At 69.0% G+C, this 26,313-nt stretch carries 27 protein-coding genes; 17 read left to right on the forward strand and 10 right to left on the reverse strand.

All coding sequences use genetic code 11. The annotated features are described in order from the left end of the window. The first annotated feature begins 6 nt into the window (after nucleotides 1-6). Complete coding sequence (locus ASG59_RS00515; protein ID WP_056284976.1) at nucleotides 7-1,197, forward strand: lytic murein transglycosylase; 1,191 nt, start codon at nucleotides 7-9, stop codon at nucleotides 1,195-1,197. A gap of 117 nt (nucleotides 1,198-1,314) precedes the next feature. Here the strand turns inward: ASG59_RS00515 and ASG59_RS00520 are convergent, their stop codons facing one another. The 3 genes from ASG59_RS00520 to ASG59_RS00530 form a co-directional block, all read right to left on the reverse strand. Further along, entirely contained in the window at nucleotides 1,315-1,725 is a 411-nt protein-coding gene (locus tag ASG59_RS00520; protein WP_056285209.1) for a DUF1236 domain-containing protein, read from the reverse strand. 265 nt (nucleotides 1,726-1,990) lie between these two features. After that, entirely contained in the window at nucleotides 1,991-4,216 is a 2,226-nt protein-coding gene (locus ASG59_RS00525) for an HWE histidine kinase domain-containing protein (RefSeq protein ID WP_082528555.1), read from the reverse strand. Beyond that, nucleotides 4,213-4,563, reverse strand: coding sequence for a SelT/SelW/SelH family protein (locus tag ASG59_RS00530; protein WP_056285205.1), 351 nt, complete (start codon nucleotides 4,561-4,563; stop codon nucleotides 4,213-4,215). Before ASG59_RS00530 ends, ASG59_RS00525 begins: the two co-directional genes overlap by 4 nt. Nucleotides 4,564-4,696: 133 nt before the next feature. On the opposite strand from ASG59_RS00530, the gene ASG59_RS00535 reads away from it, so the two are divergent. The 5 genes from ASG59_RS00535 (at nucleotide 4,697) to ASG59_RS00555 (ending at nucleotide 9,211) form a co-directional block, all read left to right on the forward strand. Continuing rightward, nucleotides 4,697-5,347 carry a LemA family protein gene (locus ASG59_RS00535; protein ID WP_056406379.1) on the forward strand — a complete coding sequence of 217 codons (651 nt, stop codon included), beginning with the start codon at nucleotides 4,697-4,699 and terminating at the stop codon, nucleotides 5,345-5,347. A gap of 7 nt (nucleotides 5,348-5,354) precedes the next feature. Further along, nucleotides 5,355-6,179, forward strand: a complete 825-nt coding sequence (locus ASG59_RS00540; protein ID WP_082528556.1) for a TPM domain-containing protein — start codon at nucleotides 5,355-5,357, stop codon at nucleotides 6,177-6,179. Beyond that, nucleotides 6,169-6,807, forward strand: coding sequence for a hypothetical protein (locus tag ASG59_RS00545; protein ID WP_055884671.1), 639 nt, complete (start codon nucleotides 6,169-6,171; stop codon nucleotides 6,805-6,807). Before ASG59_RS00540 ends, ASG59_RS00545 begins: the two co-directional genes overlap by 11 nt. A gap of 117 nt (nucleotides 6,808-6,924) precedes the next feature. After that, complete coding sequence (locus ASG59_RS00550; protein WP_056406380.1) at nucleotides 6,925-8,982, forward strand: carbon starvation CstA family protein; 2,058 nt, start codon at nucleotides 6,925-6,927, stop codon at nucleotides 8,980-8,982. 4 nt (nucleotides 8,983-8,986) lie between these two features. Further along, on the forward strand, nucleotides 8,987-9,211 hold the full coding sequence (locus ASG59_RS00555) for a YbdD/YjiX family protein (protein WP_055883778.1): 225 nt from the start codon (nucleotides 8,987-8,989) through the stop codon (nucleotides 9,209-9,211). A 14-nt stretch (nucleotides 9,212-9,225) separates the two neighbouring features. Here the strand turns inward: ASG59_RS00555 and ASG59_RS00560 are convergent, their stop codons facing one another. Continuing rightward, entirely contained in the window at nucleotides 9,226-10,152 is a 927-nt protein-coding gene (locus tag ASG59_RS00560) for a hypothetical protein (protein ID WP_244475583.1), read from the reverse strand. A gap of 331 nt (nucleotides 10,153-10,483) precedes the next feature. Here ASG59_RS00560 and ASG59_RS00565 point away from each other — a divergent pair, with 331 nt between their 5' ends. From ASG59_RS00565 to ASG59_RS00595, 7 genes are all read left to right on the forward strand, one after another. After that, the gene (locus ASG59_RS00565; RefSeq protein WP_056406383.1) at nucleotides 10,484-13,711 is read left to right on the forward strand and encodes an efflux RND transporter permease subunit; all 3,228 of its coding nucleotides are present in this window, start codon (nucleotides 10,484-10,486) and stop codon (nucleotides 13,709-13,711) included. Nucleotides 13,712-13,739: 28 nt separating this feature from the next. Then, a complete protein-coding gene (locus ASG59_RS00570) occupies nucleotides 13,740-15,029 on the forward strand; it encodes an efflux RND transporter periplasmic adaptor subunit (RefSeq protein WP_056406385.1) in 1,290 nt (429 codons plus the stop codon). An 81-nt stretch (nucleotides 15,030-15,110) separates the two neighbouring features. Next, complete coding sequence (locus ASG59_RS00575) at nucleotides 15,111-16,283, forward strand: MFS transporter (RefSeq protein ID WP_056284964.1); 1,173 nt, start codon at nucleotides 15,111-15,113, stop codon at nucleotides 16,281-16,283. Between the two features lie 107 nt (nucleotides 16,284-16,390). Further along, nucleotides 16,391-16,558 carry a 50S ribosomal protein L33 gene (rpmG, locus tag ASG59_RS00580; protein WP_055883792.1) on the forward strand — a complete coding sequence of 56 codons (168 nt, stop codon included), beginning with the start codon at nucleotides 16,391-16,393 and terminating at the stop codon, nucleotides 16,556-16,558. Between the two features lie 191 nt (nucleotides 16,559-16,749). Then, nucleotides 16,750-17,013 (forward strand): glutaredoxin 3, encoded by a 264-nt coding sequence (grxC, locus tag ASG59_RS00585; protein WP_055883795.1) that lies wholly within the window; start codon nucleotides 16,750-16,752, stop codon nucleotides 17,011-17,013. A gap of 8 nt (nucleotides 17,014-17,021) precedes the next feature. After that, nucleotides 17,022-17,867: a carbon-nitrogen hydrolase family protein gene (locus ASG59_RS00590; protein ID WP_082494579.1), complete on the forward strand. Its 846-nt coding sequence runs from the start codon at nucleotides 17,022-17,024 to the stop codon at nucleotides 17,865-17,867. Nucleotides 17,868-17,888: 21 nt separating this feature from the next. Beyond that, nucleotides 17,889-18,362, forward strand: a complete 474-nt coding sequence (locus ASG59_RS00595; RefSeq protein WP_056406387.1) for a DUF1178 family protein — start codon at nucleotides 17,889-17,891, stop codon at nucleotides 18,360-18,362. Nucleotides 18,363-18,462: 100 nt separating this feature from the next. Here ASG59_RS00595 and ASG59_RS00600 read toward each other — a convergent pair whose 3' ends face one another. From ASG59_RS00600 to ASG59_RS00610, 3 genes are all read right to left on the reverse strand, one after another. After that, nucleotides 18,463-18,951, reverse strand: a complete 489-nt coding sequence (locus ASG59_RS00600) for a disulfide bond formation protein B (protein ID WP_056406686.1) — start codon at nucleotides 18,949-18,951, stop codon at nucleotides 18,463-18,465. Next, a complete protein-coding gene (locus ASG59_RS00605) occupies nucleotides 18,951-19,532 on the reverse strand; it encodes a YqaA family protein (protein WP_056284952.1) in 582 nt (193 codons plus the stop codon). The genes ASG59_RS00600 and ASG59_RS00605 overlap by 1 nt, the downstream gene beginning before the upstream one ends. 85 nt (nucleotides 19,533-19,617) lie before the next feature. After that, a complete protein-coding gene (locus tag ASG59_RS00610; protein ID WP_055883813.1) occupies nucleotides 19,618-20,085 on the reverse strand; it encodes a response regulator in 468 nt (155 codons plus the stop codon). Between the two features lie 385 nt (nucleotides 20,086-20,470). Between ASG59_RS00610 and ASG59_RS21370 the strand changes: the two genes are divergently transcribed. After that, nucleotides 20,471-21,232, forward strand: a complete 762-nt coding sequence (locus ASG59_RS21370; RefSeq protein ID WP_056406389.1) for a cold shock domain-containing protein — start codon at nucleotides 20,471-20,473, stop codon at nucleotides 21,230-21,232. A gap of 98 nt (nucleotides 21,233-21,330) precedes the next feature. Next, nucleotides 21,331-21,612: a hypothetical protein gene (locus ASG59_RS00620; RefSeq protein WP_244475584.1), complete on the forward strand. Its 282-nt coding sequence runs from the start codon at nucleotides 21,331-21,333 to the stop codon at nucleotides 21,610-21,612. 109 nt (nucleotides 21,613-21,721) lie between these two features. Here ASG59_RS00620 and rpsD read toward each other — a convergent pair whose 3' ends face one another. Both rpsD and murI read right to left on the reverse strand, forming a co-directional pair. After that, nucleotides 21,722-22,339 (reverse strand): 30S ribosomal protein S4, encoded by a 618-nt coding sequence (gene rpsD, locus ASG59_RS00625; RefSeq protein WP_055883823.1) that lies wholly within the window; start codon nucleotides 22,337-22,339, stop codon nucleotides 21,722-21,724. 183 nt (nucleotides 22,340-22,522) lie between these two features. After that, complete coding sequence (gene murI, locus ASG59_RS00630; RefSeq protein WP_056406393.1) at nucleotides 22,523-23,416, reverse strand: glutamate racemase; 894 nt, start codon at nucleotides 23,414-23,416, stop codon at nucleotides 22,523-22,525. A gap of 179 nt (nucleotides 23,417-23,595) precedes the next feature. On the opposite strand from murI, the gene egtB reads away from it, so the two are divergent. Beyond that, nucleotides 23,596-24,858 carry an ergothioneine biosynthesis protein EgtB gene (egtB, locus tag ASG59_RS00635; RefSeq protein ID WP_056406395.1) on the forward strand — a complete coding sequence of 421 codons (1,263 nt, stop codon included), beginning with the start codon at nucleotides 23,596-23,598 and terminating at the stop codon, nucleotides 24,856-24,858. A 76-nt stretch (nucleotides 24,859-24,934) separates the two neighbouring features. Further along, complete coding sequence (gene egtD / locus ASG59_RS00640) at nucleotides 24,935-25,909, forward strand: L-histidine N(alpha)-methyltransferase (RefSeq protein WP_056406397.1); 975 nt, start codon at nucleotides 24,935-24,937, stop codon at nucleotides 25,907-25,909. A gap of 42 nt (nucleotides 25,910-25,951) precedes the next feature. Here egtD and ASG59_RS00645 read toward each other — a convergent pair whose 3' ends face one another. Further along, the gene (locus ASG59_RS00645) at nucleotides 25,952-26,209 is read right to left on the reverse strand and encodes a hypothetical protein (protein WP_056406398.1); all 258 of its coding nucleotides are present in this window, start codon (nucleotides 26,207-26,209) and stop codon (nucleotides 25,952-25,954) included. Between the last annotated feature and the right edge of the window lie 104 nt (nucleotides 26,210-26,313).

Here is a 26,313-nt window from a genome sequence, read left to right on the forward strand (position 1 = left end):
AGCCCCATGACGCCGCGCGCGACACTGACCGCCCTCCTCTGTCTCGCGGGCGCCGGCACCGCGCCGGCGGCCCGTGCCGATTTCCAGGATTGCCTCGCCGGCCTCCAATCGCAGGCCGCCGCGCAGGGCATCTCGGCCCAGACGTTTCGCGCTGCGACCGCCGGCATCGCGCACGATCCGAAGGTCCTCGAGCTCGCCCAGGCCCAGCCGGAGTTCAAGACGCCGATCTGGGACTACATGGCGGCGCTGGTGGACGAGGAGCGGGTCGACGACGGCAAGGCGGCGATGCGCCAGCACGCCCAGGCGCTGGCCAATGCCGAGGCCCGCTACGGCGTCGACCGCTTCACCATCGCGGCGGTGTGGGGCGTCGAATCCAACTTCGGCAAGAACCTCGGCAAGATGCCGCTGGTGCAATCCTTCGCCACCCTGATCTGCGCCAACCACCGCCGGCGCGACTTCTTCAAGGGCGAGCTGATGGCCACCTTGAAGATCATCGAGCGCGGCGACATCGATCCCTCGCGCCTCACCGGGTCCTGGGCCGGCGCCTTCGGCCAGACCCAGTTCATGCCCACCACCTTCCAGCGCCTCGCCGTCGACGGTGACGGCGACGGGCGACGCGACCTCGTCGATTCGGTGCCCGACGCCGTCGCCTCGACGGCGAACTTCCTGCGCGTGGCCAAGTGGAACAACGGCCAGCCCTGGGGCTACGAGGTCCGCGTGCCGCGGGGCTTCAGCGCCGGGGCGGCCGGGCGCAAGAACAAGAAGCCGATCGGCCATTGGGCCTCCCTCGGGGTCACCCGCATCGACGGCAAGCCGCTCGCCGGCGAGGGCCCGGCCGGAATCCTGCTGCCCGCGGGCGTCGACGGTCCGGCGTTCCTGGTGACGAAGAACTTCGACGCGCTCTATTCCTACAACGCCGCCGAATCCTACGGCCTCGCCATCGCGGTGCTGTCCGATCGCCTGCGCGGACGCGGCGGCATCCAGGCCGAATGGCCCACCGACGATCCGCCGCTGTCGCGCGCCGAGCGCCGCGACCTCCAGGTCCGCCTGACCAAGCGCGGTTACGATGTCGGCGAGCCGGACGGCAAGGTCGGCTCCAAGACACGGGACGCCATCAAGGAGGTCGAGCGCAGTCTGGGCATGCCCGCCACCGGCCGCCCCGGGGCGAAGGTGCTCGAGGCGCTGCGCCGCGGCTGATGGACGCCTCGCGATCGTGCCGGCTGCGACGGACTGGAAAGGCTCCGGCCCGGTGGCACATCGCCCTCCCCTGTGAGCGCCCGCGGCCCCGGTTGAGACCGCGGGAGCCGGTCGGCGTCAGTCGATGACGTCGACGATGCGGCCGGAGCCGCGCTCCACGAGGACGGTGCGGTCGTTGACGATGGTGTAGCGATAGCCGCGCGCACCGTAGTCGTCGGGGACGTCGTAGTAGCTCACGCCATCGGACGGCAGGACGGTGCCCACCCTGACGTCGCCATCGTAGACATACGATCTCCGGCGCTCGCCCTGCACATAGGTGCGGAAGCGGGGCCGATCGTCGATGCCGAGGATGCCGTTGACGGTACCGGCCGCGGCGCCGATGGCGCCGCCGACGATCTCCCCGATGGGGCCGCCGGTGGCCCGGCCCGCGGCAGCGCCCTGTTCGGCGCCACGAACCAGCCCCTGCGCCTCGGCGCCCCCGGTGAGGGCGAGCGCGAGGGCGGCAGCGAGAACAAACTTGATCGGCATCGGCATTCCTTGAGCCCGGATCGAAGAAAGGATCGTCTAGCGGGTGGTCGGGTCCAGCCCGGCCCGTGCAAGTTCGCGTCGGCGCGCCGACGTTTCACGCTGTTCGGCGTTTGGTGGGTCGCAGGTCTCGTCGCGATCCCTGCGTCGGGCAGGCATCGCACCGTGAACGGTCAAGCTTTCTCTCCGTTCCCGCCGAACCGCACGTCTCGCGCGAAATCGTTCGCGCCTCGAGGCGGCGGGACTGCCCGATCGGTACGACCGTCGGTCAAGCCGAGAGCGGCAGCGGCGTCTCCGTGGGAAGCGGCAGGCCGCGCATGCGCCGGTCCATGGCGGTGGGCGGCGGGATCGGCACGACGATCGAGCAGACGACCCCGCCCTGCGCGAAGGTGAGTTGCACATCGCCCGCCAGTTCGCGCGCGAGGCTGCGTTCGATCAGGCGCGAGCCGAAGCCGGTGCGGGTCGGCGGCGCGACGGGCGGGCCGCCGCTCTCCGCCCAGCGCAGGTTCAGGCGGGTCTCGGGATGGCGGTCGACGGTCCAGGTGATCGACACCGTGCCCTGCTCGTTGGAGAGCGCCCCGTATTTGACGGCGTTGGTCCCGAGTTCGTGCAGGGCCATGGCGATGGAGAGGGCCAGCCGCGGCGGCAGGCGCAGGGTGGGGCCGTCGACGACGAAGCGGGCCCTCTGTCCGTCGCCGGCATGCAGCGGCGCGATCGCATCCGCCACGACGGCGCGCAGTTCGGCCCCGTCCCAGTTCTCGCGGGTCAGGACGTCGTGGACCCGCGCCAACGCCAAGAGGCGCGCCTCGAAAGCCTCCCGGGCGGCCGAGGCCTCCGGGCCGTCGAGGCGGCGCAGGGACTGCGTGGCGATCGACTGCACCGTCGCCAGGGTGTTCTTCACCCGGTGGTTCAATTCGTGGATCAGGAGGAGGAGGTGCTCCTCGGCCCTCTTGGCGTCGGTGATGTCGACGTTGCAGCCGGTGTAGCCGAGGAAGGCGCCGGTATCGTCGAGGCGCGGCACGCCCTCGCAGCGCAGCCAGCGCACGATGCCGTCGCGGTCGAGCACCCGGACCTCGGCCCGGAACGGTTGCCGGCTCGCGAAGGCCTCCGAGAACAGTGCCGCGAAGCCGGGCTGGTCGTCGGGATGGACGATCCGGTTCCAGCCCTCCTCGCTCAGGGCGGAGGCGGGCTGCCCGAACAGGTGGTCGAAATGCATGTTGGCGAAATTGATCTCGGCCCGCTCGTCGGTCATCCAGATCAGGGCCGGGGCCGAATCCGCCATGTGACGGAAGCGGGCCTCGCTCTCCTTCAGTGCGCTGAGGCCCCGCTGGGTCTCGGCGAGGGCGCGGTCGCGTTCGTCTTCGCGGGTGCGCAGGCGCAGCGAGGCATCCGCCAGCACGTCGCCGAGGCGGCGGATCTCCTGGATCGGGGAGGTGATGCGCGGGATCGCCTCGCCGCGGGCCAGCGCCGGCCCGGTGGCGGCGAGCCGCCTCAACGGGCGCGCCACCCGCGACCACAGGTGGACGGCCAGGATCGAGGAGGTCGCCAGCACGAGGAGGCCGAACCCCCCGAAGGCCCAGATCCAGTTGCGCAGGCGCGCCTCCACCAGGGCCTGGGGGATCACGGTGCTGACATTCCAGCCGGTGAGGCGCGAGCGCGCCTCGACGACGGTGACGGGCTTCATGCGCCGATCCTTGCCCTCCCACACCCCGGGGGTCTCGGTCTGGTTCTGGCGCAGCGTGGACAGGCGGGCGCGCCCGACGATGGATGCCGGATCCGGAATGCGCGCGAGGACGATGCCTTCGCGGTCCGAGATGCCGGTCATCCAGCCCTCGACGGCTTCGCGGGCGATGATGGATTGAAGACGCCCGGCGGGCACGGCGAAACTGAGAATGAACCCGATCTCGCCCTCGTTGTGCACGGGCACCGCCACGGCATAGGTCGCCTCGCCGGGCATCGGCCCCGGGATCACGCCCGAGACAACGGCGCGTTGGCTGCCGGCGGCGACCTCCCGGTCGAACGGCAGGGCGCTCGACGGCATCGGCGCGCCGCGGCGTACGGCGGTGTTGACGACCTGCTGCCCATCGGGCCGGCGCAGTAGGATCTCGAGGCCGACGGCGTCGCGCACGAGCCGCGCCTGCGCGTCGAAGCTGTCGAAGTTGCCGTCGCGCAGGCGCTGCGAGGTCGCCAACGTCTGCAGGACCGAGACGAGGCCGGCGGTGTCGCGGTCGACCGAGAGGGCGATGCTGCGCACGTTCTCCCGAGCATCCTGCTCGAAACGCGCCCGTTCGGTGGCGGCGTATCGCACCAGCAGGATTGCGGTGAACAGCAGGCCCGGCCCGATCAGGGCGATCACCAGCAGGATGAGGTAGACCTGCGTCGAGAATCCCCGCCGGCGGACCCGCTCGGCGGTTTCGCCCAACGCCGCCCGCGTCCAGCGCCGCCGGGGCGGCACGAAGGGCGGGGTGGCCGAGGGATCGGCACCCGAGGTCATGGTCGGTCTCCCGGCGCTTCCCCTTGAGTTCCGGGAGCCCGAGCGGCCCTGTCGACATGGCCGAGGTCTCGCCCCGGTGCGAGGCGGTCGCGCACCCTCTGCTTGAGCGTCTTGACGTCGGGAAAGCCGCCGTCTGTCGTCCGGTCCCAGATCGGCTCGCCGGCGCAGGTGATGACGAAGGCGCCGCCCGATGCCGGGACCAGGGCGACCTCGCCGATTTCGTCGCGAAAGGTCGACAGGAGTTCCTGCGCCATCCAGGCCGCCCGCAACAGCCATTGGCACTGCGTACAGTAGACGATGGCGACCCGCGGCTTCTCGGCCTTCGGAGATGGAGGCGTCTCATCCATGGCCGGCACAGCGCACCGAACGGCCTGCGATTGTCAACCGGTCGAGGTTTCCGGGATCGAACGGTTGCGGCGGGCCGCCGCAGCCCCATCTGTGATGACGGCGGCGCCGCAGCGCCTCGTAGGAGTGTCATCCATGCGTCCAGGCGCGCTCGGTCTTTCCCGCCCGTTCCGTTCGACGAGCGGGCGTTCGCCGCTGGCGCGGGTCTGCGCCGTTCTGGCCCTCTTCACGCTCGCGACGGGCCTCTCGGGCTGCGGTGCGATCAACCGGGTTCCGACCCTGGAGGAGAGCGCGAAATCCTCCTGGAGCGAGGTCCAGAACCAGTACCAGCGCCGTGCCGACCTGATCCCGAACCTCGTCGAGACCGTGAAGGGCTACGCGCAGCAGGAAAAGGACGTCCTCGTCGGCGTCACCGAGGCGCGGGCCAAGGCCTCGAGCGTCAAGGTGGATGCCTCCACGATCAGCGACCCCGCCAAGTTCAAGGAATTCCAGGATGCGCAGAACCAGCTTTCGGGCGCCCTGGGCCGCCTGCTCGTGACCGTGGAGCGCTATCCCGACATCAAGTCGAACCAGAACTTCCTCGCGCTGCAGTCGCAGCTGGAGGGCACCGAGAACCGCATCGCGGTCGCGCGACGCGACTACATCGGCGCGGTCCAGGCCTACAACACCGAGATCCGCACCATTCCCGGACGCTGGATCGCTTCCTGGTTCTACCCGGAGTCCAAGCCCATGGAGACTTTCGCGGCGACCCCGAACGCCGACAAGCCGCCGTCCGTGAAGTTCTAGCGCGCCGATGCGCGGCTTCACGCGGCAGGGGATCCGGGTCGGGCTCGCGCCGGTCCTGGCGCTGATCGGCGTCCTGTTCGTCGGCTCCCTCGGTTCCGCGCAGGCCCCCGGTTCCGCGCAGGCCCCCGGGCCCAATTTCCCCGCCCTCTCCGGCCGGGTCGTGGACGCCGCCGGCATCCTCGCACCGGAGGCCAAGGCCGGCATCGAGGCCAAGCTCAAGGCCTACGAGGACAAGACCTCCGATCAGGTCGTGGTCGCCACGGTGGCCGGCCTCGACGGGCTCACCGTGGAGGATTACGCCAACCGCTTGTTCCGAAACTGGAAGATCGGACAGGTCAAGACCGACAACGGCGCTCTCCTCATCGTGGCACCCAACGACCGCAAGGTCCGCATCGAGGTCGGATACGGCCTCGAGGGGGCGCTGACGGACGCGCTCTCCAAGGTCATCATCGCCACCGCGATCACACCCAAGTTCAAGCAGGGCGATTTTGCCGGCGGCATCGAGGCGGGCGTCGACGCCATGCTCTCGATCCTGAGCGGCGACGCCGAGCAGTGGCAGCGCCGCGCTCCGCAGGTCCGCGATGATACGGTGGGTGCCGGCGATGTCGTGTTCTGGATCGTTCTCATCCTCGGGATCGTCTTCGTGGTCTGGCGCATGAACAACCGCCCCGGCGGACCGCGAGGGCGCGGCCCCGGCGGGATCATGATCTTCCCGACGCCGTCCTCGGGCGGCTGGAGCGGCGGCTTCTCCGGAGGCGGGGGATTCTCGGGCGGCGGCTTCTCGGGTGGCGGCGGGTCGTCCGGCGGTGGAGGGGCTTCGGGTGACTGGTAGCCGGCATACCCCCCTTCGAGCCCCCCTCTCGGAGACCGACCGGCGTTGCATCGCCGAGGCGATCGCACGGGCCGAGGCCGCCACCAGCGGCGAGATCGTCGTGATGCTCTGCGCCCGCGCCGGCCTCTATCGCTCGTTGGCTCCGGCGCTCGCCTTGCTCGGTGCCCTTTGCGTGCCGTGGCCGCTGATCGCCTTCACCGCCCTCAGTGCCTCCTCGATCGCCCTGGTCCAGGTCGGCGTCGCCCTTGCGATCCTGCTCGCCACCTTCGACGAACGTGTACGCCTGTGGATCATGCCGCGCGCCATCCGTCGGGGACGGGTGCGCGAGGCGGCGATGCGGGAGTTCCGGACCCGTGGGCTGGCTGCGACACGGGCCCGGACCGGCGTCCTCCTCTACGTCTCCCTGGCCGAGCGGCATGCCGAGATCGTCGCCGATACCGGCATCGCCGTACCGCCGGGAACGTGGCACGGCGTGGTGGCGGACCTGTCCTCCGCGGCCGGCCGCGGCACCCTCGGAGCGGGCCTCGCGGCCGCCGTGGAACGGGTCGGCGTCATTCTCGCCACCGATCTGCCGGCGGCGCCTGGCGATGGCGACGAACTGCCGAACCGGGTGATCGTCTCGGACTGACAACGACGGACCGGCTGTCGCGACCTGTGTCCGGGACGTCTGGTCTTCCCTACGAATGTGGGCGACAACGCCGCTTCACGGCCCGCTGGCGAGACGGGTCGCCGGAGCGGGACGTCGATGGGTGCGATCGGGAAACACGGGCCGTGGGCCCTCGTCGGCGCGCTGGGCGCGGCCGCGCTGGCCGTGGTGGCGACCACCCGCGGCGAGACGATCAACGCCCTGTGGATCGTGGTGGCGGCGGTCTGCGTCTACCTGATCGCCTACCGCTACTACTCGCTCTACATCGCCGAGCACGTGATGCGGCTCGACCCCCGGCGCCAGACGCCGGCCTATCGCCTCAACGACGGGCTCGATTACGTCCCGACCAACCGCAACGTCCTGTTCGGTCACCATTTCGCGGCCATTGCCGGAGCGGGTCCCCTGGTCGGTCCGGTGCTTGCCGCGCAGATGGGCTACCTGCCCGGCCTCCTCTGGATCCTGGCCGGCGTCGTGTTCGCCGGCGCGGTGCAGGACGCGATGATCCTGTTCGTCTCGATGCGCCGCGACGGGCGCTCGCTCGGAGAGTTGATCCGGGCCGAGCTCGGTCTGGTTCCGGGGATCATCGCCCTGTTCGGCACCTTCCTGATCATGGTGATCCTGCTCGCCGTGCTGGCCCTCATCGTCGTCAAGGCGCTGGCCGGCAGCCCCTGGGGCACCTTCACCGTCATGGCGACGATCCCGATCGCGCTCCTGATGGGCGTCTATTCGCGCTTCATCCGGCCGGGCAAGGTCGGCGAGGTCTCGATCATCGGCTTCGTGCTGCTCATGCTCGCCATCGTCTACGGCGGCAGCGTCGCCGAGCACCCGACCTGGGGCCCGGCCTTCACCTTCACCGGCCCGCAGCTGTGCTGGATGTTGATCGGCTACGGCTTCTTCGCCTCGATCCTCCCCGTGTGGCTGCTGCTGGCGCCGCGCGACTACCTCTCCACCTTCCTCAAGATCGGCACCATCGTCGGTCTCGCCCTCGGCATCGCCTGGGTGGCGCCCCAGCTCCAGATGCCGGCGGTGACGAAGTTCGTGGACGGCACCGGCCCGGTCTGGTCCGGCCAGCTGTTCCCGTTCCTGTTCATCACCATCGCCTGCGGCGCGGTCTCCGGCTTCCACGCCCTGATCTCGTCGGGCACCACCCCGAAACTCATCGAGAACGAGCGCGACGTGCGCTTCATCGGCTACGGCGGCATGCTCATGGAGAGCTTCGTCGCGGTGATGGCCCTGGTCTCGGCTTCGGTGATCGACCCGGGCGTATACTTCACGATGAACGCCCCCACGGCCCTGGTCGGCACGACCTCCGAGAGCGCGGCCGCGGCGGTGACCGCCCTCGGCTTCCCGATCACGCCCGAGACGATCTCCCAGACCGCCAAGGACGTCGGCGAGACCTCCATCGTCTCGCGGGCCGGCGGCGCTCCGACCCTGGCGGTGGGCATGGCCCACATCATCTCCTCGGCCATCGGCGGCAAGGCGATGATGGCCTTCTGGTACCATTTCGCGATCCTGTTCGAGGCCCTGTTCATCCTCACCGCGGTGGACGCCGGCACCCGGGCCGGGCGCTTCATGCTGCAGGATCTCCTCGGCCTCGCCTCGCCGCGCTTCAAGGACACCACCGCCTGGGTCCCGAGCATCCTGGCCACCGCGCTCTGCGTCGCGGCCTGGGGCTACTTCCTCTACCAGGGCGTCACCGATCCGCTCGGCGGCATCAACACCCTGTGGCCGCTGTTCGGCATCTCGAACCAGATGCTGGCCGCCGTGGCGCTCACCCTCGCCACCGTGGTGATCTTCAAGATGAAGCGTCACCGCTACGCGATCATCACCATCGTGCCCACGGCCTGGCTGTGCCTCTGCACCCTGACCGCAGGCTGGCAGAAGATCTTCTCGGCCGATCCGCGCATCGGCTTCCTGGCCCACGCCGACCGCTTCAGCGCCGCCCTCCAGGAGGGCAAGCTGCTGGCGCCGGCCAAGACCGTCGACCAAATGAACCAGATCATCTTCAACGACCGGATCGACGCGGTGCTGGCGGTGATGTTCGTCGGCCTCGTCATCGCCATCGTGAGCTTCGGCATCATGGCCTGCGTCAAGGCCTACCGCGCCGACCGCTGGACCGCCCTCGAGACCGGGCCCGCCCCGGCAGCGGCGGAGTGAGGCCATGGCACTGTCCTCGTCCGAATTGCGGGAGCGGCTCAAGACGTTCTCGAAATGCGTCTGCGACGGCGCCCGCCTGATGGTCGGCCAGGGCGACTACGAATCCTATGCCGCCCACATCAGGCGCACCCACCCCGACATGGCGCCGATGACGCAGAAGGAGTTCTTCCGCAACCGGGAGAACGCCCGCTTCGGCGTCGGCAACACGGGCGGGTTCCGCTGCTGCTGACGAGGCGACGGCAGTCAGAACTCCATTCCGAACTTGATGCGCAGGTTGTGCCGTTCGAACTGGTTCAGGCCCGATGCGCGTCCCTTCAGGCCGGGGTCGGTGTCGCGGCCCCACACCTGCGCCGCGTAGGCCAGCGTCACCCAGGCCTTCTCGGTGAAGCGATGGTGGAGGGCCGGGCCGACGGTGACGGCCTCGCTCTCCAGGCGGTTGAGGAAGGCACCCTCGTAGCCGCGCAGGTACCGGACCTCCGGTCCGAGGAACGTGTCGGGGGCGACCTCCCCGACCAGGGCATTGGACCACAGGAAGGTCGACGAACGGTACCCGTCCTTCGTGCCGCGCTCCCGTCCCACCGCCGGCTCGAAACTGACATTGGTCCCGTACCAGAGTTTCTTGGGCACGATCTGCACGTCGAGGGCGAGCAGGGTCTCGATATCGAAGATGTCCGCGCCCCGGCCCTCGATCGGCAGGACCCGGGCGAAGCGCGGCCTCACTTCGAGGGCGACCCCAACGGGCTGGTCGGCCGAGCCTTTGAGGAGCTGATACTTCACGTCGATCCCGACGCCGTCGAAGCTACCGGCGGACTTGTCGTCGAGGTCCAGGATATTGCGCACCCGCCGCACGTCGCCGAAGGCGCTGACCTCGATGCTCAGCCGATCGATGGGGTCGAACTGGTATCCAAGGCGGGTATTGAAGGCGCGGTACGTCGACGGGCCAGCATCGGAGCGCCGCTTGCCGATGCGGCCGACGGTGTCGACGACGACCTCCTGCTGGCCCTTCTCGCCCGCGTCGGCACCCTCCGTGAAGCCGAAGAGGTGCTCGGTGTCGACGTCCTTCTCACCGCCGGCGGCGGCGTCACCCTTCTGGGCCGACGATGTCCCCTGTCCCGCTTCCGGCTTCCGGTTCGGGCCGGCCAGGGCGAGAGAAACGTCGAGCGACGACAAGGCAATCCCTATCGCGAGGACAAGACGTGAGGAATACGATCGCATCGCGGCACGGGGGTTGAACGCGGACTGCACAGCACATCGTGCTCACGCCTGCGCCACCGATATACCGAAGTGCGTTGAAACGACGACGGCAGCCAGAGCACACCACGCCGTATTATCGATCTCGGATCATTTTTTATTTTGTATCCATAGGTTATTCACGTGCAGGTATTTCGCTTGCGCAAGAACAACCATGACGTGATAGTCCATCCCCTGCGACCTCGCGTCAGGGCTGTATCGGCGGGGCTCCCATGCGAACACCGACCCTCGTGCGATCCCTGAGGATACCATGGGCCTCGTCCAGTACGCCCTGAAGTTCCGCATCACGATCTACGTCCTGGCCGTGCTGATGATGCTCGGCGGGGCCGCGGCGGTCGTGGTCGCGCCCAAGGACGTTCTACCCACCGTCGACATTCCGGTGGTGGTGGTGGTGTGGACCTACAACGGCCTCTCCACATCGGAGATGGAACGGCGGATCACCACCTACGCCGAGTTTTCGCTCTCCAACAACGTCAACAACATCGCCCGGATGGAATCGACCACCCTTCAGGGTACGGCGATCCAGAAGGTGTACTTCGATCAGGCGGTGAGCATCGATCTGGCCATCGCGCAGGTCGTCTCGGCGATGAACTCCATCCGCTCGACGATGCCGCCCGGGGTGCAGCCACCCATCGTCCTACGGTTCTCGGCCTCCACCGTGCCGGTGATCCAGCTGTCGCTGACCTCGGACAAGGACAGTCTGAACAAGGTCAACGACTACGCGCAGTTCCGCATCCGCCAGCGCCTGACCCAGGTGCCGGGCTCGACCCTGCCCTCCCCCTTCGGCGGCGCCCCGCGCCAGGTGATGGTCGACCTCGACCTGCAGGCGCTCCAGGCGCTCGGTCTCACCGCGGTCGACGTCACCAACGCGATCACCGCGCAGAACCTCACGATCCCCTCCGGCCTCGCCAAGATCGGCGAGCAGCAGTACCCGATCCAGCTCAACGCCTCGCCCGATACCATCGACGCCCTCAACCTCATCCCGATCAAGGTGGTGTCGGGCCAGCCGGTGCTGGTGCGCGATGTCGCTTTCGTGCGCGACGGCGGGCCGCCGCAGGTCAACGTCGTGCGGGCCGACGGCGCCCAATCGGTGCTGATGCGGGTCTTCAAGAACGGCACCGCCTCGACGCTGGATGTCGTCAACAACGTCAAGAAGGCCCTGCCCGACATCCGCGCGGCCGCCCCCGAGGGCATGTCCCTGCGCGAATTGTTCGACCAGTCGGTCTTCGTCTCAGCGGCGATCGAGGGCGTGATCCACGAGGCGGTGATCGCGGCCAGCCTCACCGGCCTGACGATCCTCCTGTTCCTCGGCTCCTGGCGCTCGACCCTGGTCGTCCTGGTCTCGATCCCGCTCTCGATCCTGACCTCCCTCGCCATCCTGGCGTCGCTGGGCGAGACCATCAACGTCATGACCCTGGGCGGGCTCGCGCTCGCCGTCGGCATCCTCGTCGACGACGCCACGGTGGCCATCGAGAACACCCACCGGATGTTCGAGGAGGGCGAACCCTTCCGTAAGTCGGTGGTGGAGGGGGCGGCCGGCATCGCCAAGCCCGCGCTGATCTCGACGCTGTCGATCTGCGTCGCCTTCGTCTCGGTCTTCGCGCTCGCCGATACGCCCAAGTACCTGTTCACGCCCCAGGCGCTGGCGGTCGTCTTCGCGATGCTGACCTCCTACGTGCTGTCGCGGACCCTCGTGCCGGTGCTCATCGACGTGCTGGTGGCGCGCGAATACGCCGAGCGCTACGGGCAGGCGGGCGACCTACCGCGCCAGGGCCGAATCGCGAGGGCGCTCGGCTTCGCGTTCGGCCCGCTCCTGCGCCTGGCCGGTCGCTTCCGCCAGGGGTTCGAGGCCTGGTTCGCCCGCTTCCATCGCGGCTACATCGGGCTGCTGCACGTCGTGCTTGCCCGGCGGGTCGCGACGCTGGCGGTGGTCGCGGCCCTGTTCGCCGGCACCGCCGGCCTCTTCACGGTCGTGGGCCAGGACTACTTCCCGCAGGTCGAATCGAGCCAGATGACGCTGCACTTGCGCACCCGCCCGGGCATGCGCATCGAGGCGGCCGAACAGGTCTTCGCGGCGGTCGAGGCGACGGTGCGCGAGGTCGTCCCCGAAGGCGAGGTCGACCAGATCCTGATCAACCTCGGCCTGCCGGCCAACAACTACAACTTCGCGTTCTCTGACGGATCCTTCGTCGCCTACAACGACGGCCAGATGCTCATCAACCTCAAGAAGGGCCACGGCCCGGTGGCGGAGTACACCAAGCGCCTGCGCGAGGTCCTGCGGGAGCGTTTCCCCGACGTGGTGGCCTACTTCCAGCCCTCCGACATCATCACGCAGATCCTCAACTTCGGGACCATCGCGCAGATCGACATCCAGGTCTCCGGCCGCAACACCGAGAAGGATCTCGCGGCGGCCCAGGCCATCGTCCGGCGTCTCAAGGAGACCCGCGGCGCGGTGGACGTGCGCCTGCACCAGATTGTCGGCACGCCGCAGTTCTTCGTGGATGTCGACCGGCAGCTCGCCGCCGAGATCGGCCTCACCCAGCAGCAGGTCGGCCAGGCCCTCAACGTCTCCCTGTCGGGCTCCTTCCAGGTGACGCCGAACTTCTGGACCGACCCCAAGACCGGCATCCCCTATCAGCTCTGGGTCCAGACCCCCGAGTACCGCAACGATTCCCTCACCGCCCTGCAGAACACGCCCCTCCAGGTCGCCGCCAACGGCGACGCGCCCGGCGTGCTCACCCTCCTGTCCAGCATCTCGACGATGCGCCGCGAGGGCTCGCAAACGGTCATCAACCACGTCAACACGCAGCCGACCTTCAACATCTACGCCGCCGTCCAGGATTCGGACCTCGGCTCGGTGGCGCGCGAGATCCGCAAGATCGTGGAGGAGGAGCAGAAGACCCTGCCGGCGCCCGACAAGATCACCGTGCGTGGCCAGATCGAGAACATGCAATCGGCCTTCTTCCGCATGGGAATCGGGCTCTCGATCGCGCTGGTGGCGGTCTATCTCCTGATGGCGGTCAACTTCCAGAGCTGGGGCGATCCCTTCGTGGTGCTGGCCGCCCTGCCGCTCGCCTTCTGCGGTATCGTCGCAAGCCTGTTCATCACCGGCACCACCTTCTCGATTCCGTCACTGTTCGGGGCGATCATGTCGGTGGGCATCGCGTCCGCGAACTCGATCCTGCTCGTCACCTTCGCCAAGGAACACCGCGAGGCCACCGGATGCAGTGCCCTGGAGGCGGCGATCCTGGCCGGGGAGACTCGGCTGAGGCCGGTGCTGATGACCGCCGGCGCGATGTTCCTCGGGCTCATCCCGATGGCGCTCGGCCACGGCGAGGGCGCGGAACAGAACGCCGCCGTGGCACGCGCCGTGATGGGCGGCATCGCGCTGGGGACGCCCGCGACGCTGCTGTTCGTGCCGTTCCTCTACACGGTGCTGCGTCGGGCCGAAGTGCGGCCGCTGGAGGATTACGCATGAGGCCGGCGACGATGGGGGCGGGACGCTCGTGACGGGGCATAGCCACAAGCGCGACCCCGGCGACATCCCGCCGCCACCGCGCAAGACGCCCTTCGTCCTTGTGGCGCTGGCGGCCATCGGCCTGCTCGGCTGGGGCGGATACGGCCAGTGGCAGCAGCGCGCCGCGGCCGCCGAGACGCAGCGCAAGATCAATTCCTTCGTGCCCAAGCTGCGCACAGCCTCCGTCCAGCGGACCGACAAGCCGATCGAGCTGACGCTGCCGGGGCAGACCGACGCCTTCGCCAGGGCGGCCCTCTTTGCCCGTGCCACCGGCTACATCGCCGAGCGCAGAGTCGACATCGGCTCCCGCGTCAAGCAGGGCGACGTCCTCCTGCGCATCGCAGCCCCCGACCTCGACCAGCAGCTGGCCCAGGCGGAGGCGCAGGTGGGCCAGCAGGAAGCGCAACTCCTCCAGGCCAAGGCCCTGGTCGATCAGGCCAAGGCGAACGTGAACCTCGCCAACGCCACCAACGACCGCACCTCGACGCTCGCAGGCCAGGGCTGGGCCTCGAAGCAGAACGCCGACAACTCCCAGGCCACGGTCCTGAGCCAGGGCGCGACCCTCGCCTCGGCCCAGGCCGGGGTGAAGGTGGCCGAGGCCAACATCAAGGCGCAGCTCGCCACCGTGAACCGGCTCAAGGCGCTCGCCGGCTTCAAGGACGTCACCGCGCCCTTCGACGGCGTCGTCACCACCCGCAGCGTCGACGTCGGCGACCTCGTCCATGCGGACGGCACCGGCACGGCCCTCCTGACCATGGACCGCGACGACATCCTGCGCATTTCGGTCAACGTGCCGCAAGCCGTGGCCATCGGCGTCCAGCCCGGGGTCGCCGCCGCCATCAAGGTGCCGCAGATGCCCGACCGGACCTTCTCGGGGGTGGTGGAGCGCAGCTCGGTCGCCCTGCTCACGGCTTCGCGCACCCTGACGACGCAGGTCGACGTGGCCAACCGCGACGGCGCCCTGCGCGCCGGGCTTTACGTCTACGTGACGCTCAAGATTCCCCGCACCGCGCCGTCGGTGACGATCCCGGCCGAGGCCCTGGTCTTCAACCAGCGCGGGCCGCAGGTCGCGATCTCCCGCGACGACGGCACGGTGCAATGGCGCAGCATCAGGATCGGCCGCGACCGCGGGACCGTCATCGAACTGAGCGAGGGATTGGACGGGTCCGAGCAGATCGTCCTGAGCCCGCCGGTGGACCTGCGCGACGGCCAGACGATGGAGCGCGCCGCGCCCCCTCCCCCGGCGCAGGCGCCGCCCAAGCAGGCCTCGGCGCGGTAGGGGCGCCCGGGCCGAGGTTGCGGCGGGGCCCGATCCGGCCCAGAGGGTGCGCCCCCGCCGGTCGGACCCCATCTCTCTGCCATGCTCGACACAACGCCGACCCCCAGCCTCGACCGCGACCGCTTCGCGGCCATCGCGGCAGCGATCACCTGCGTCGCGGTGGTGGGCATCGGCCTGAGCCTGTCGATCCCGCTCCTGTCGCTCGAAATGTCGCGGATGGGCGCCTCGAGCACCATGATCGGCATCAACACCGCCGTGGCGGGTCTCGCCAGCATCGTGACGGTGCCGTTCGTGCCGGGCCTGGCCGCGCGGGTCGGCGTCGTGCGCCTGCTCCTCCTGGCCATCGCGCTCGGCGCGGTGACCCTGGTGGGGTTCAAGGTGCTGCCGGAACTCGGCTGGTGGTTCGTCCTGCGTTTCGTCTTCTCGATGAGCCTCGGAGTGCTGTTCGTCCTCTCCGAATTCTGGATCAACGAGGCGGCACCGCCGGCCCGCCGCGGGCTCGTCATGGGCATCTACGCCACCGTGCTGGCGCTGGGCTTCGCCATCGGGCCGACGCTGCTCGCCCTCCTCGGCACCGAGGGCTACGCGCCCTACCTCGCGGGTGCGGGCCTGTTCGTGCTCGGCATGGCGCCGCTCGTGCTCGCCCGTGGCCTGTCACCGCATATGGACCGGGGCCGGGGCCTGCCGTTCCTCGCGTACCTTCGGTTGGCCCCGGCCGCGACCTTCGCGGCGTTGGTCTACGGCGCGGTGGAGACTGGGGGCTTCGCGATCCTTCCCCTCTACGGCCTTCGCATCGGATACGAGCCGGCCATGGCGGCGGGCCTCGTGAGCCTCATGGCGGTGGGCAACGTGATGTTCCAGATCCCGTTCGGCTGGCTGTCCGACCGGTTCGACCGTCGCTACGTGCTCCTCGCCTCGGCGATCGGCGGCGCCGTCGGTGCGGCGCTGATCCCGCTGGCATCGACCTCGTTCCCGGCCCTGGCCATCCTCCTCGTCGTCTGGGGGGGACTCGCCGGGACGCTCTACACGGTCGGTCTCGCCCACCTCGGCGCCAGCGTCAGGGGACGGGAGTTGGCGGGCGCCAACGCCGCCTTCGTCGTGCTCTACAACGTCGGCCTGATGCTGGGGCCGCCGCTCATCGGCGGCGGTATGGACCTGATGCCGCCCCAGGGCTTCGCCCATGCCCTGTGCGGGCTGTTTCTCGCCTATGCGCTCCTGGTGACGTGGCGCCTCCGGCCCGGCGCCCCGTCTTGACGCGCGGCGCCTGATCGGGCATTTCCCGCCTCGTATTCCGCCGGGCCCTCCCGGCCATTTTGCGTTTCGCTCATGCGGAATGCCGCAATCTCCAGGAGCGTCACGTCATGGCCAAGGCCGTCACCATCAAGATCCGCCTCGTCTCCACCGCGGACACGGGCTATTTTTACGTCACCAAGAAGAACTCGCGGACGCAGACCGACAAGCTGTCCATGAAGAAGTACGACCCGGTCGCGCGCAAGCACGTCGAGTTCAAGGAATCCAAGATCAAGTAGACGGATCGGGCGTCACCGCCCGGCCGAGCAGCAAAGCCGCCCGTGACCGGGCGGCTTTTTTCGTTTCTGCTTCCACCGGCGGCGAGCCAGGTCACCGACGGACGGGTGCTTTCGGCAACGGCGATTGGCGCGTACAAGGCGAATTCACGGTCGCATCGCGCCGATGCATCGCCCCGGAATCGTTCAGCCCCATGTCGCAGCCGGTGACCATCTATACGACGTCGTGGTGTCCCTATTGCGCGGCCGCCAAGGTGCTGCTGCGCGACAAGAGTGTCGCTTTCACCGAGATCGACGTGGAGAAGACGGCGGGCGCCCGCGCGGCGATGATGCAACGAGCCGGCGGGCGCACCAGCGTGCCACAGATCTTCGTCGGCGACACCCACGTCGGCGGCTGCGACGATCTCCACGCCCTCGAACGGGCCGGCAAGCTCGACCCCCTCTTGTCCGCGGCATGAGCGCTCCGATGTCCGAGACTCGCTTCACCGCCGCTTGCGTCCAGATGCGCTCCGGGCGCGATCCCGCCGCCAATCGCGACGCGGTGGTGGCCGGCCTGCGCGAAGCCGCGGCCGCCGGCGCCGATTTCGTCCAGACGCCGGAGATGACCTCCCTGGTGGAGCGCGGGCGCGAGAACCTCTTCGCCAAGGTGCGCCCGCAGGACGAGGACGAGACCCTGGCCGCCTGCCGCGAGGCCGCCCGCACCCTGGGCATCGTGGTGCAGATCGGGTCGCTGGCGATCCTCAACGGCGACAAGGTCGCCAACCGCGCCTTCCTGATCGACGCGCAGGGGGACATCACCGCCGCCTACGATAAGCTCCATCTCTACGACGTCGACCTGCCCAACGGCGAACGCTGGCGGGAATCGGCGATCTACACCGGCGGCGCCTGCGCGGTGGTGGCCGAGACGCCGTGGGCACCCATCGGCCTCGCCATCTGTTACGATCTGCGGTTTCCCGCCCTCTATCGGGCCCTGGCGGAAGCCGGTGCAACGATCCTCACGGCCCCCGCCTGCTTCACCCGCCAGACCGGGCAGGCCCACTGGCACGTGCTGCACCGAGCACGCGCGATCGAGACGGGATCGTTCATGATCTCGGCCGCGCAGGGCGGCCGCCACGAGGACGGACGCGAGACCTACGGGCATTCGCTGATCGTCGACCCGTGGGGCAAGGTGCTGGCCGATGCCGGCAACGACGCCCCCGGCGTCATCCTGGCGGAGATCGACCTTTCCCGCGTGACCGACGCGCGGGCCCGCATCCCGACCCTCGAACACGCCAGGCCCTTTACGGTGGAGAGGGTCGGGCGCCCTGCCTGACCCCGAGGGCAGGCCCCGCTCATGATCCGCTACACCCTCGCCTGCGAGGCCGGGCACGGCTTCGAGAGCTGGTTCCCGTCGAGCGAGGCCTACGACGAGCAGGTGGCGCGCGGGCTCGTGACCTGCCCGCTGTGCGGGTCGGCGGAGGTCGGCAAGGGCATGATGGCGCCGGCGATCGCCCGTGGTGGCCGCGCGACGCCACCGTCCGAAGTTCCGGCGGCTGCGGTCCCGATGCAACCCCAGTCCGGGCCGGTCGCCCTGAGCGCGGAACCGGACCGGCGCTTGCGCGCGATGATGCGCGCCATCCGCGAGCACGTGGTGAAGACCGCCGACGATGTCGGCGACCGCTTTCCGGAGGAAGCCCGCCGCATCCATTACGGCGAGGTCGACAGTCGTCCGATCTACGGCGAGGCGAGCCCGCAGGAGGCCCGCGACCTCATCGAGGAAGGGATCGCCGTGGCGCCCCTGCCGATCGCGCCCGACGACCGCAACTGATGAGAGCATCGGACCGGAAAGTGGACCCACTTTTCGAAAAATCCTATGCAAAAACAAGGAGCTAGAGCGCCGGACCGGACATCTCGGCCGGTCGGGCGCTCTAGCGCCGCAGGGCCGCCGTGCCCGCGACCGACGCGAGGACGAACGAGACGAGCCCGTTCCAGCCCGCCAGGGAGATCCCGAAGAGCCGCCAGGCGGCGGACGAGCAATCCACCACGCGGGTCTTTTCGAGGGCGTTCAGGAAATCGCCGATGGCCGCGGGCGCGGCTCCCGTTCCCCCGCCGCAATCGGAGGGACCCGGCCAGAACGCCCACTCCGCGCCGGCATGGTAGACGCTGAGACCGGCCCCGTAGAGCAGGCCGGCGGCGGCGAGGCCGAGCAGGAGGCGCGTCGCGCGCTCGGGTGCCGCGAGGCCGAGGAGGCCGAGGGGGATCGCCGCGTAATGGGGCAGGCGCTCGGTGAGGCAGAGCTTGCATGGGGCGTAGCCGAGGACGAACTCGAAGTAGAACGCTCCGGCGAGCGTCAGACCCGAGCCCAGCACCAGGACGAGGGCGGCCTGGCGCAGCCTGAGAAGAGCACGGTCATCCATCACAGCAGAACCTTGAACAAGACGAACCCGAGGACGATCGCCGCCACGGCCAGGGCGGCGACGAGGTTGAGATGCCGATCGAGCACCTCGCGGATCTGGACGCCGTAGCGTCCGAGCAGGCCGGCGAGCACGAAGAACCGCGCGCCGCGGGTGATCAGCGACAGCACCATGAACCAGAACAGATCGTAATGGGCAAAGCCCGACGTGATGGTCACGAGCTTGAACGGAATCGGGGTGAGGCCCTTCAGCAGGATCACCCAATGGCCGTAATGCGCGTAGGAGGCCTGGAAGGTCGCCGCCTTGTCCGACAGCCCGTAGACCCTGAACAGCCACTGTCCGATCGAATCGAACAGCAGGGCGCCGATGGCGTAGCCGAGCAGGCCGCCGGCCACCGAGGCCAGGGTGGTGACGAGGGCATAGAACCAGATGCGGTCCGGCCGGCTCACCGCCATCGGCACCAGCATCACGTCGGGCGGGACCGGGAAGAACGAACTCTCCGCGAACGACACCGCACCCAGCGCCCAGGGAGCGGCGGGTTTTCCCGCCAGGGCGAGGATCCACTCGTACAGGCGACGGATCATGGGTGCTCGTTCGGTGGGACGGTCGCCGGATGCGCCGCCCTTTGACCACATCGGGGCGATGGTGGCGAGCGGCAGGCGGGCCCGGTCAGGCCTTGCCGGCGGCGGTCATGCGCGGCACCGGCCGTAGCAGGCTCTTGACCTGGGAGAACGGGCGGGGCCGGTTGATCACCTCGTCGAGGCGCGACCACAGCGTCTTGGGCGAGAACGGCTTGGCGATGATCTCGTTGACGCCGATGGCGATGGCCCGGTCGACGACGTTGCGGCGGGGCTGGGCCAGCATCAGGATGATCGGCACCGTCGGCGAGGGCGACGTCATCGGCGTGCGGGCGAGGCGGATGAACTCCTCGCCCGACAGGATCGCCAGATCCCAATCGATGATGGTGATGTCGGGCTTGCTCTCGGCGAGCACGCCGAGGGCTTCGGCGCCGTCCGGCGCCTCCAGGACACGCTTGATGCCGACCCGCATCAGCATGTCCCGGACGATTCGGCGGATGTACAGGCTCTCGTCGACGACGAGGGCCGAGAGATCCGGAAACGACGGAGTTGCGATCATCGCGTGGCGGCTTGCATCCCGGCGCGAAGCGCGCTTGCGCGGGACGTTACGGCGAACGGCCTTTTTTCTTCCCTAATGCAACGCGGCGATTGCCATGGACCGCCCTGGCGCGCCTGCGTCCCATTCAGCCAGCGAGCCGAGCCCGGCGAGTCCTCCCGGTGTCGCCTGCGACAAAAAAGTGGGAGCCTTGCTCGGAAAGTTGCGGAACCGAATGGCGAAAGCCGAGATGCGTCTTGCGATTGCGGCAGCTTTCGGTCAGGACTAGGGCGTTATTCTTGGTTACCGCTGCCGGGGATGACGATTCTGTGCTGCGTGGGCTGTCTGGGACGGCGCGCACACGGTGTCGGAGACTAATGGACGGCGGACGGTTTTTGGCGAGCTTTCGATGGGACGTGGTCGTGATTTCAGGGGGCCGCAGAAGCGCGGCTTCGATGAGGGTGGAGCCGAGCCCCGGTGGCCGGATCAGGCTCCCCCGAGCGGTGGCTTCGGCGGTGGCTTCGGCGGCGGCGGTTTCGACCGTGGCCCGTCGCGCGCGGCGGCAGCCCCCTCCGGACCGGAGCGTGACGCGACGGTCAAGTGGTTCAACAAGGAGAAGGGCTTCGGCTTCGTCGAACTCGCCGATGGTTCGGGCGACGCCTTCCTCCACATCCGCGCCGTCGAGGCCGCGGGCCATGCCGACCTCCTCCCCGGAACGCGCCTGACGGTTCACACCGCTCAGGGCCAGAAGGGCCCGCAGGTCACCGACGTGACCAGCGTCGACACCTCCACGGCCGAGGCGGCCCCTCCGGCCCGCGAGGCTCGCCCGCCGCGGACCGGCGGTTTCGGCGGCGGTGATCGCTACGGCAGCGCCGGCGGCGGTTACGGCGGCGGTGGCGGCGATCGCTACGGCAGCCCCGGTGGTGGCGGCGGTGGCGGACGTTTCGCCAGCGGCCCGTCCACCGAGATGACCGGCACGGTCAAGTGGTACGATCCGGCGAAGGGCTTCGGCTTCGTGTCCGTCAACGACGGTGGGAAGGACGTGTTCGTCCATCGCTCCGCCCTGTCGCGGGCCGGTCTCGAGTCGCTCGCGGAAGGCCAGCAGGTCGTCCTGGGTGTTGTCGAGGGACAGAAGGGCCGCGAGGCCCAGAGCGTCCAGGTCGACGATTGATTTTATCCTAGGGTCGGGGTTCGCCCCGATTCCGTCGGATCTATCGACGATGGATTGAACGGCGGCCGCGAGGCCGCCGTTCGTCGTTCAGGATCACCGTGAGCCAAGGCATGCGCGTCTCGACCTTCGCCGCCGTCCTCGTCGCCTCGGCGGCAAGCCTCGCCGAACCGGCGGCAAGCGCCGAGGACTTCACGGGCTTCTACGCCGGTGTGAATGCAGGCTACGCCTTCGGGAAGGACACCTCGGAGGCGACCTCCCCCGCCCCGGTCGCGACGCCCGGCGCGCCGCCTTCGAATGCCACGGCGCTTCCGCCCAGCGCCGCGAATGCGGCGCGGACGATGAAGGCGGCACCCAAGGCTGGGCCGGCCCTCGTCCGTTAGGCCGTTTCTCCCCGCCGGGACGCGACCGTCGCGGAAACGAGAAAGGCCGCCCCGAGGGGCGGCCTTTCCTTCGAGTGCGCCGGCGACCCCGAGGTCGCTGTCGGAGCGATCAGCGCGAGTAGAACTCGATCACGAGGTTGGGTTCCATCTGGACGGGGTAGGGAACCTCGCCGAGACCGGGAACGCGGGTGACGCGGGCGGTCATCTTGGAGTGATCCACCTCGATGTAGTCGGGCACGTCGCGCTCGGCGAGCTGCACCGCTACGACCACGATTTCGAGCTGCTTGGAGGAATCCTTGACCTCGATCAGGTCGCCCGGCTTCACGAGGTAGCTGGCGATGTTGACCCGCTGCCCGTTGACCTTGACGTGGCCGTGGTTGACGAACTGACGGGCCGCGAACGGGGTCGGAACGAACTTGGCGCGGTAGACGACGGCGTCGAGGCGGCGCTCGAGCAGACCGATCAGGTTCTCGCCCGAATCGCCACGCAGGCGGATCGCCTCGGCGTAGTAGCGGCGGAACTGCTTCTCGGTGATGTTGGCGTAGTAGCCCTTCAGCTTCTGCTTGGCGCGCAGCTGCGTGCCGAAGTCGGACATCTTGCCCTTGCGGCGCTGGCCGTGCTGGCCGGGGCCGTACTCGCGGCGGTTGACGGGGCTCTTGGGCCGGCCCCAGATGTTCTGGCCCATGCGGCGATCGAGCTTGTGCTTCGCCTGAATGCGTTTCGACATCGCGGTTCCTCTCAGCGGGTGAGATAGAGGTGAGGAACGCGCCCTCCTCTTCCCGAGCGGCCATACGGCGCGGGCGGGACGACAGAGCGGACAGAGCCGCTCACGGGTGCGCTAGAAAACGCGACGGGGCCCCTCGTCGGAGCCCCGCTGCAGTCGCGTCCTTAGGTCAGAAGCCGGCTCCGGTCAATCCGCCGGCGCGTCGTTCACGCACAACGGCATCGCGTCGATCATCACCTCCCGCAGGCCCCGGCTGGCGAGCGAATGGCGCAGGGGCGTGGTCACGCTCCCGCCGCCGGTGAAGATCGCCCGCACCGGCATCCGCATCCGGTCGGCGTCCTGAGGGGCCGGCCCGAGAAGCTGGAGGACGCGCCGGGCGATCGCCGGCGAGGGGTCGATCCAGGTCACCGGCCATGGCGCCAGTCGCTCGAACCGCGCCAGCAGCAGCGGGTAGTGGGTGCAGGCGAGGCACACGACATCGGTGCGTCGCCCGTCCGCGGCGGTCACGAAGCAGCGGGCGATTTCGGCGGCGAGCGCCGTATCGTCCACGGGCTGGCCGGCGAGTTCGGCCTCCGCGAAGTTCGCGAGGTTGGGAGCTCCGACGAGGGTGACGTCGCAGGCGCCGGCATAGGTGGCGATGAGGTCGTGGGTATAGGCCCGTGCCACGGTGCCGGGGGTCGCCAGCAACGAGATCATGCCGGAGCGCGTCGCCGCAGCGGCGGGCTTGATCGGCGGCACCACACCGACGAAGGGCGTGCCGAAGCGCGCCCGCAGGGACGGCAGCACCAGCGTCGAGGCGGTGTTGCAGGCCACCACCACGAGGTCGGGGCGATGGCGGCCGATGAGCCGGTCCATCACCGCCAGCACCCGCGCCACAAGGACGGGCTCGGGCAGCCCGCCGTAGGGAAAGGCGGCATCGTCGGCGGCGTAGAGATAGGTGGCGTCCGGACGGACCCGGCGCACCTGCTCGAACACGGTGAGACCGCCGAGCCCGGAATCGAACACGAGGATCGTCGGTTCGGGCGTCGAGGCGGTTACGACGGCGGATGTCGCTGTTCCGGCCATGAGATCGATCGGCATGGGACTCTCGCGCGACACCCGATGACGGATGAGTGTCCGCGAAATGGGGTTAAGGACATCTCACCACGGCGAGAAAAAGGCGTCCGATCGGTCCGCGACGAACCGGATCGCGGGGTGGCGGTTGTCGAAACGGGGCCGACACATATGTGGTGTCCCACCGCGACCAAGGGACATCCGACATGGCAGCCACGGCCGCATTCCGCGACGCTCCTCTCTCGCGTCCGACGTTTCCGCCGCCCTCCCCGGCCGCCCGCCCGATCGATCGAGCGGCCTGGATCGCCGCGTTTCGGCACGTCCGGGACGAGACCGAGCGTCGGGCCGCTCCGCTGTCGGCAGAGGACCAGCAGATCCAGTCGATGGCGGATGCGAGCCCGACGAAGTGGCACCGGGCGCATACGACCTGGTTCTTCGAGCAGTTCCTGCTGCGGGACAACCTGCCGGACTTCTCCGTCTACGACGAGCGCCTGCACTACCTCTTCAATTCGTATTATGTCGCCGCCGGCCCGCGCCAGCCGCGGATCATGCGGGGTCTCATCACCCGGCCTAACGCCGAGGAGGTCCGCGCCTACCGTACCCATGTCGACCGGGCGGTCGAACACCTGATCACGCAGGCGACCGACGCGGTTCTCGCGTCGGTGCTGCCCGTCTTGGAGATCGGCCTGTATCATGAGCAGCAGCACCAGGAACTGCTGATCACCGATATCCTGCACGCCTTCGGGCAGAACCCGCTCAACCCGGCCTACGACAAGACTTGGCGCTTTCCCGCCCCGGAGGCCGTCGCCGGCACGGTCGCGCTGCCGGGAGGCGTCACCCGGATCGGCCACGAGGGCGATGGCTTCTCTTTCGACAACGAATCGCCGCGCCACGACACCCTGATCCTGCCCTGCACCATCGACCGCGCCCTCGTGACCAATGTTCAGTGGCAGGCGTTCATGGCGGACGGCGGCTATGCCCGTCCCGAACTCTGGCTGTCCGACGGCTGGATCATGGCGCAATCGGAAGGGTGGGAGGCCCCGGGCTATTGGCAGCACGGGGAAGAGGGGTGGTCGAGCATGACGCTGGCCGGCCGCCGGCCGATCCAGCCGACCCTGCCGGTCACGCACGTCAGCTACTACGAGGCCGATGCCTATGCCCGCTGGGCCGGGCGCGACCTGCCCACCGAGTTCGAATGGGAAGTCGCCGCCCGCGAAGGCCTGCTCGCCGACGCCTTCGGGTCGGTTTGGCAATGGACCCGCAGCGCCTACACGGCCTACCCGGGCTATCGCCCGGTCGCTGGTGCGCTCGGCGAGTACAACGGCAAATTCATGTCGAACCAGTTCGTGTTGCGTGGCTCCTCGGTGGCGACGCCGCTGGGCCATGCGCGTACCGGGTATCGCAACTTCTTCTATCCGCACCAGCGCTGGCAGTTCACCGGGCTTCGGCTCGCCGACGCCAACGCCTGATCTAGCCCCCAGCGTTCATTCTCGCGTTCCTACTGTCCTCGCGTTCTTTTTGTCCTCGCGTTCTTGGAGACGAGCCGTGACCATCAACCCCGTCTTCACGAACGCGAGCCCTCTCGCGTCCGTCGATCCGGAACGCCAGTTCCTCGCCGACGTCGTCGAGGGGCTCTCGGCGCGGCAGAAGTACCTGTCGGCCAAATACTTCTACGATGCTGCCGGATCGGACCTGTTCGAGGCGATCACCCGCCAGCCGGAGTACTATCCGACCCGGACGGAGCTCGGCATCCTCGACGCCGACGGGCCGGCGATCGCCTCCGCCTTGCCACGGCGGGCCGATCTCGTCGAGTTCGGGAGCGGGTCCACCGTCAAGGTCCGCCGGCTCCTCAGGCACCTGCCGGACCTGGCAGCCTATGTGCCGGTTGACGTTTCGGAGAGCTTCCTGCGCAGCGAGGCCGACGCCCTGGCGGTCGACTTCCCGCATCTCGGCATCGAGCCCGTGGCGGCCGATTTCACGCGGCCCTTCACCTTGCCCGACGGCCTGTGCGGCCAGTCGGTCGCCGGCTTCTTCCCCGGCTCGACGATCGGAAACTTCGAACCGCCCCAGGCAGCCGACCTCCTGGCGCATTTCGGGCGCGTGCTGGGGCGTGGTGCGACGCTGATCGTGGGCGTCGACCTGGTCAAGGACGTCGACATTCTGGAGGCGGCCTACGACGACACGGCCGGCGTGACGGCAGCGTTCAACCTCAACCTGCTGAACCGGATCAATCGGGAACTCGGAGCCGACTTCGCTGTCGCTCGCTTCGCGCACCGGGCCTTCTTCAACCCGCGGGCCTCCCGCATCGAGATGCATCTCGTCAGCCTGGACGACCAATCCGTCGCCATCGGCGGCCGGACGTTTTCCTTTGCAAAAGGCGAGTCAATCCACACCGAGAACAGCTACAAGTACACCGTCGCGACGTTTCGCGATTTGGCGGCAGAGGCCGGCTGGGAGCCGGTCAGCGTCTGGACCGACGCCGACGCGTTGTTTTCCGTCCACGCCCTCAGGAGGCGCTGAGCGCGCCACGACCGCGCAAAGCGACGGACTCGAAACGCGGCCTCAGCCGCGCTTCTCCATCATCTGCTTGACCTGCATCATCTGGTCCCAGACCGTTCCCGGCGTCGTGCCGAGCACGTCAAACCCGGCGCTGACGCCCCAGCAGATCCCGTAGAGGATGAAGGGGACGACGATCCAGCCCAGGATCTCCTCGAACCGATGACGCTGGGTGCGGCGTCGGCGGCGCTTTTCCCGCGCGGTGAGGGCCTGCGAGGGAGCGACGGAGACGGGCGTGAGGGGACCCTCATGCAAGTCGCTCATCGGTCATCCCTTTCGTTTGCCATCCGACGAGGCGAAACCATCCTCGCCACCATCGGATGCGCCCTCGCGGGGGCGCATCCCGGCGCTTGCTAATCGCCGTCGGC

This window comes from Methylobacterium sp. Leaf466, from assembly GCF_001425565.1.
Lineage (GTDB): Bacteria > Pseudomonadota > Alphaproteobacteria > Rhizobiales > Beijerinckiaceae > Methylobacterium.

Coding starts and splice junctions, on each gene's coding strand:
- ASG59_RS00595 (WP_056406387.1), top strand. CDS start 17,889: ATGATCCGCTACACCCTCGCCTGCGAGGCCGGGCACGGCTTCGAGAGC.
- murI (WP_056406393.1), bottom strand. CDS start 23,416: ATGCCGATCGATCTCATGGCCGGAACAGCGACATCCGCCGTCGTAACC.
- ASG59_RS00555 (WP_055883778.1), top strand. CDS start 8,987: ATGGCACTGTCCTCGTCCGAATTGCGGGAGCGGCTCAAGACGTTCTCG.
- ASG59_RS00645 (WP_056406398.1), bottom strand. CDS start 26,209: ATGAGCGACTTGCATGAGGGTCCCCTCACGCCCGTCTCCGTCGCTCCC.
- ASG59_RS00565 (WP_056406383.1), top strand. CDS start 10,484: ATGGGCCTCGTCCAGTACGCCCTGAAGTTCCGCATCACGATCTACGTC.
- ASG59_RS00530 (WP_056285205.1), bottom strand. CDS start 4,563: ATGGATGAGACGCCTCCATCTCCGAAGGCCGAGAAGCCGCGGGTCGCC.
- ASG59_RS00525 (WP_082528555.1), bottom strand. CDS start 4,216: ATGACCTCGGGTGCCGATCCCTCGGCCACCCCGCCCTTCGTGCCGCCC.
- ASG59_RS00515 (WP_056284976.1), top strand. CDS start 7: ATGACGCCGCGCGCGACACTGACCGCCCTCCTCTGTCTCGCGGGCGCC.
- ASG59_RS00575 (WP_056284964.1), top strand. CDS start 15,111: ATGCTCGACACAACGCCGACCCCCAGCCTCGACCGCGACCGCTTCGCG.
- ASG59_RS00540 (WP_082528556.1), top strand. CDS start 5,355: ATGCGCGGCTTCACGCGGCAGGGGATCCGGGTCGGGCTCGCGCCGGTC.
- ASG59_RS00610 (WP_055883813.1), bottom strand. CDS start 20,085: ATGATCGCAACTCCGTCGTTTCCGGATCTCTCGGCCCTCGTCGTCGAC.
- ASG59_RS21370 (WP_056406389.1), top strand. CDS start 20,471: ATGGGACGTGGTCGTGATTTCAGGGGGCCGCAGAAGCGCGGCTTCGAT.
- ASG59_RS00590 (WP_082494579.1), top strand. CDS start 17,022: ATGTCCGAGACTCGCTTCACCGCCGCTTGCGTCCAGATGCGCTCCGGG.
- rpsD (WP_055883823.1), bottom strand. CDS start 22,339: ATGTCGAAACGCATTCAGGCGAAGCACAAGCTCGATCGCCGCATGGGC.
- egtB (WP_056406395.1), top strand. CDS start 23,596: ATGGCAGCCACGGCCGCATTCCGCGACGCTCCTCTCTCGCGTCCGACG.
- ASG59_RS00535 (WP_056406379.1), top strand. CDS start 4,697: ATGCGTCCAGGCGCGCTCGGTCTTTCCCGCCCGTTCCGTTCGACGAGC.
- grxC (WP_055883795.1), top strand. CDS start 16,750: ATGTCGCAGCCGGTGACCATCTATACGACGTCGTGGTGTCCCTATTGC.
- ASG59_RS00550 (WP_056406380.1), top strand. CDS start 6,925: ATGGGTGCGATCGGGAAACACGGGCCGTGGGCCCTCGTCGGCGCGCTG.
- ASG59_RS00600 (WP_056406686.1), bottom strand. CDS start 18,951: ATGGATGACCGTGCTCTTCTCAGGCTGCGCCAGGCCGCCCTCGTCCTG.
- ASG59_RS00605 (WP_056284952.1), bottom strand. CDS start 19,532: ATGATCCGTCGCCTGTACGAGTGGATCCTCGCCCTGGCGGGAAAACCC.
- ASG59_RS00520 (WP_056285209.1), bottom strand. CDS start 1,725: ATGCCGATCAAGTTTGTTCTCGCTGCCGCCCTCGCGCTCGCCCTCACC.
- rpmG (WP_055883792.1), top strand. CDS start 16,391: ATGGCCAAGGCCGTCACCATCAAGATCCGCCTCGTCTCCACCGCGGAC.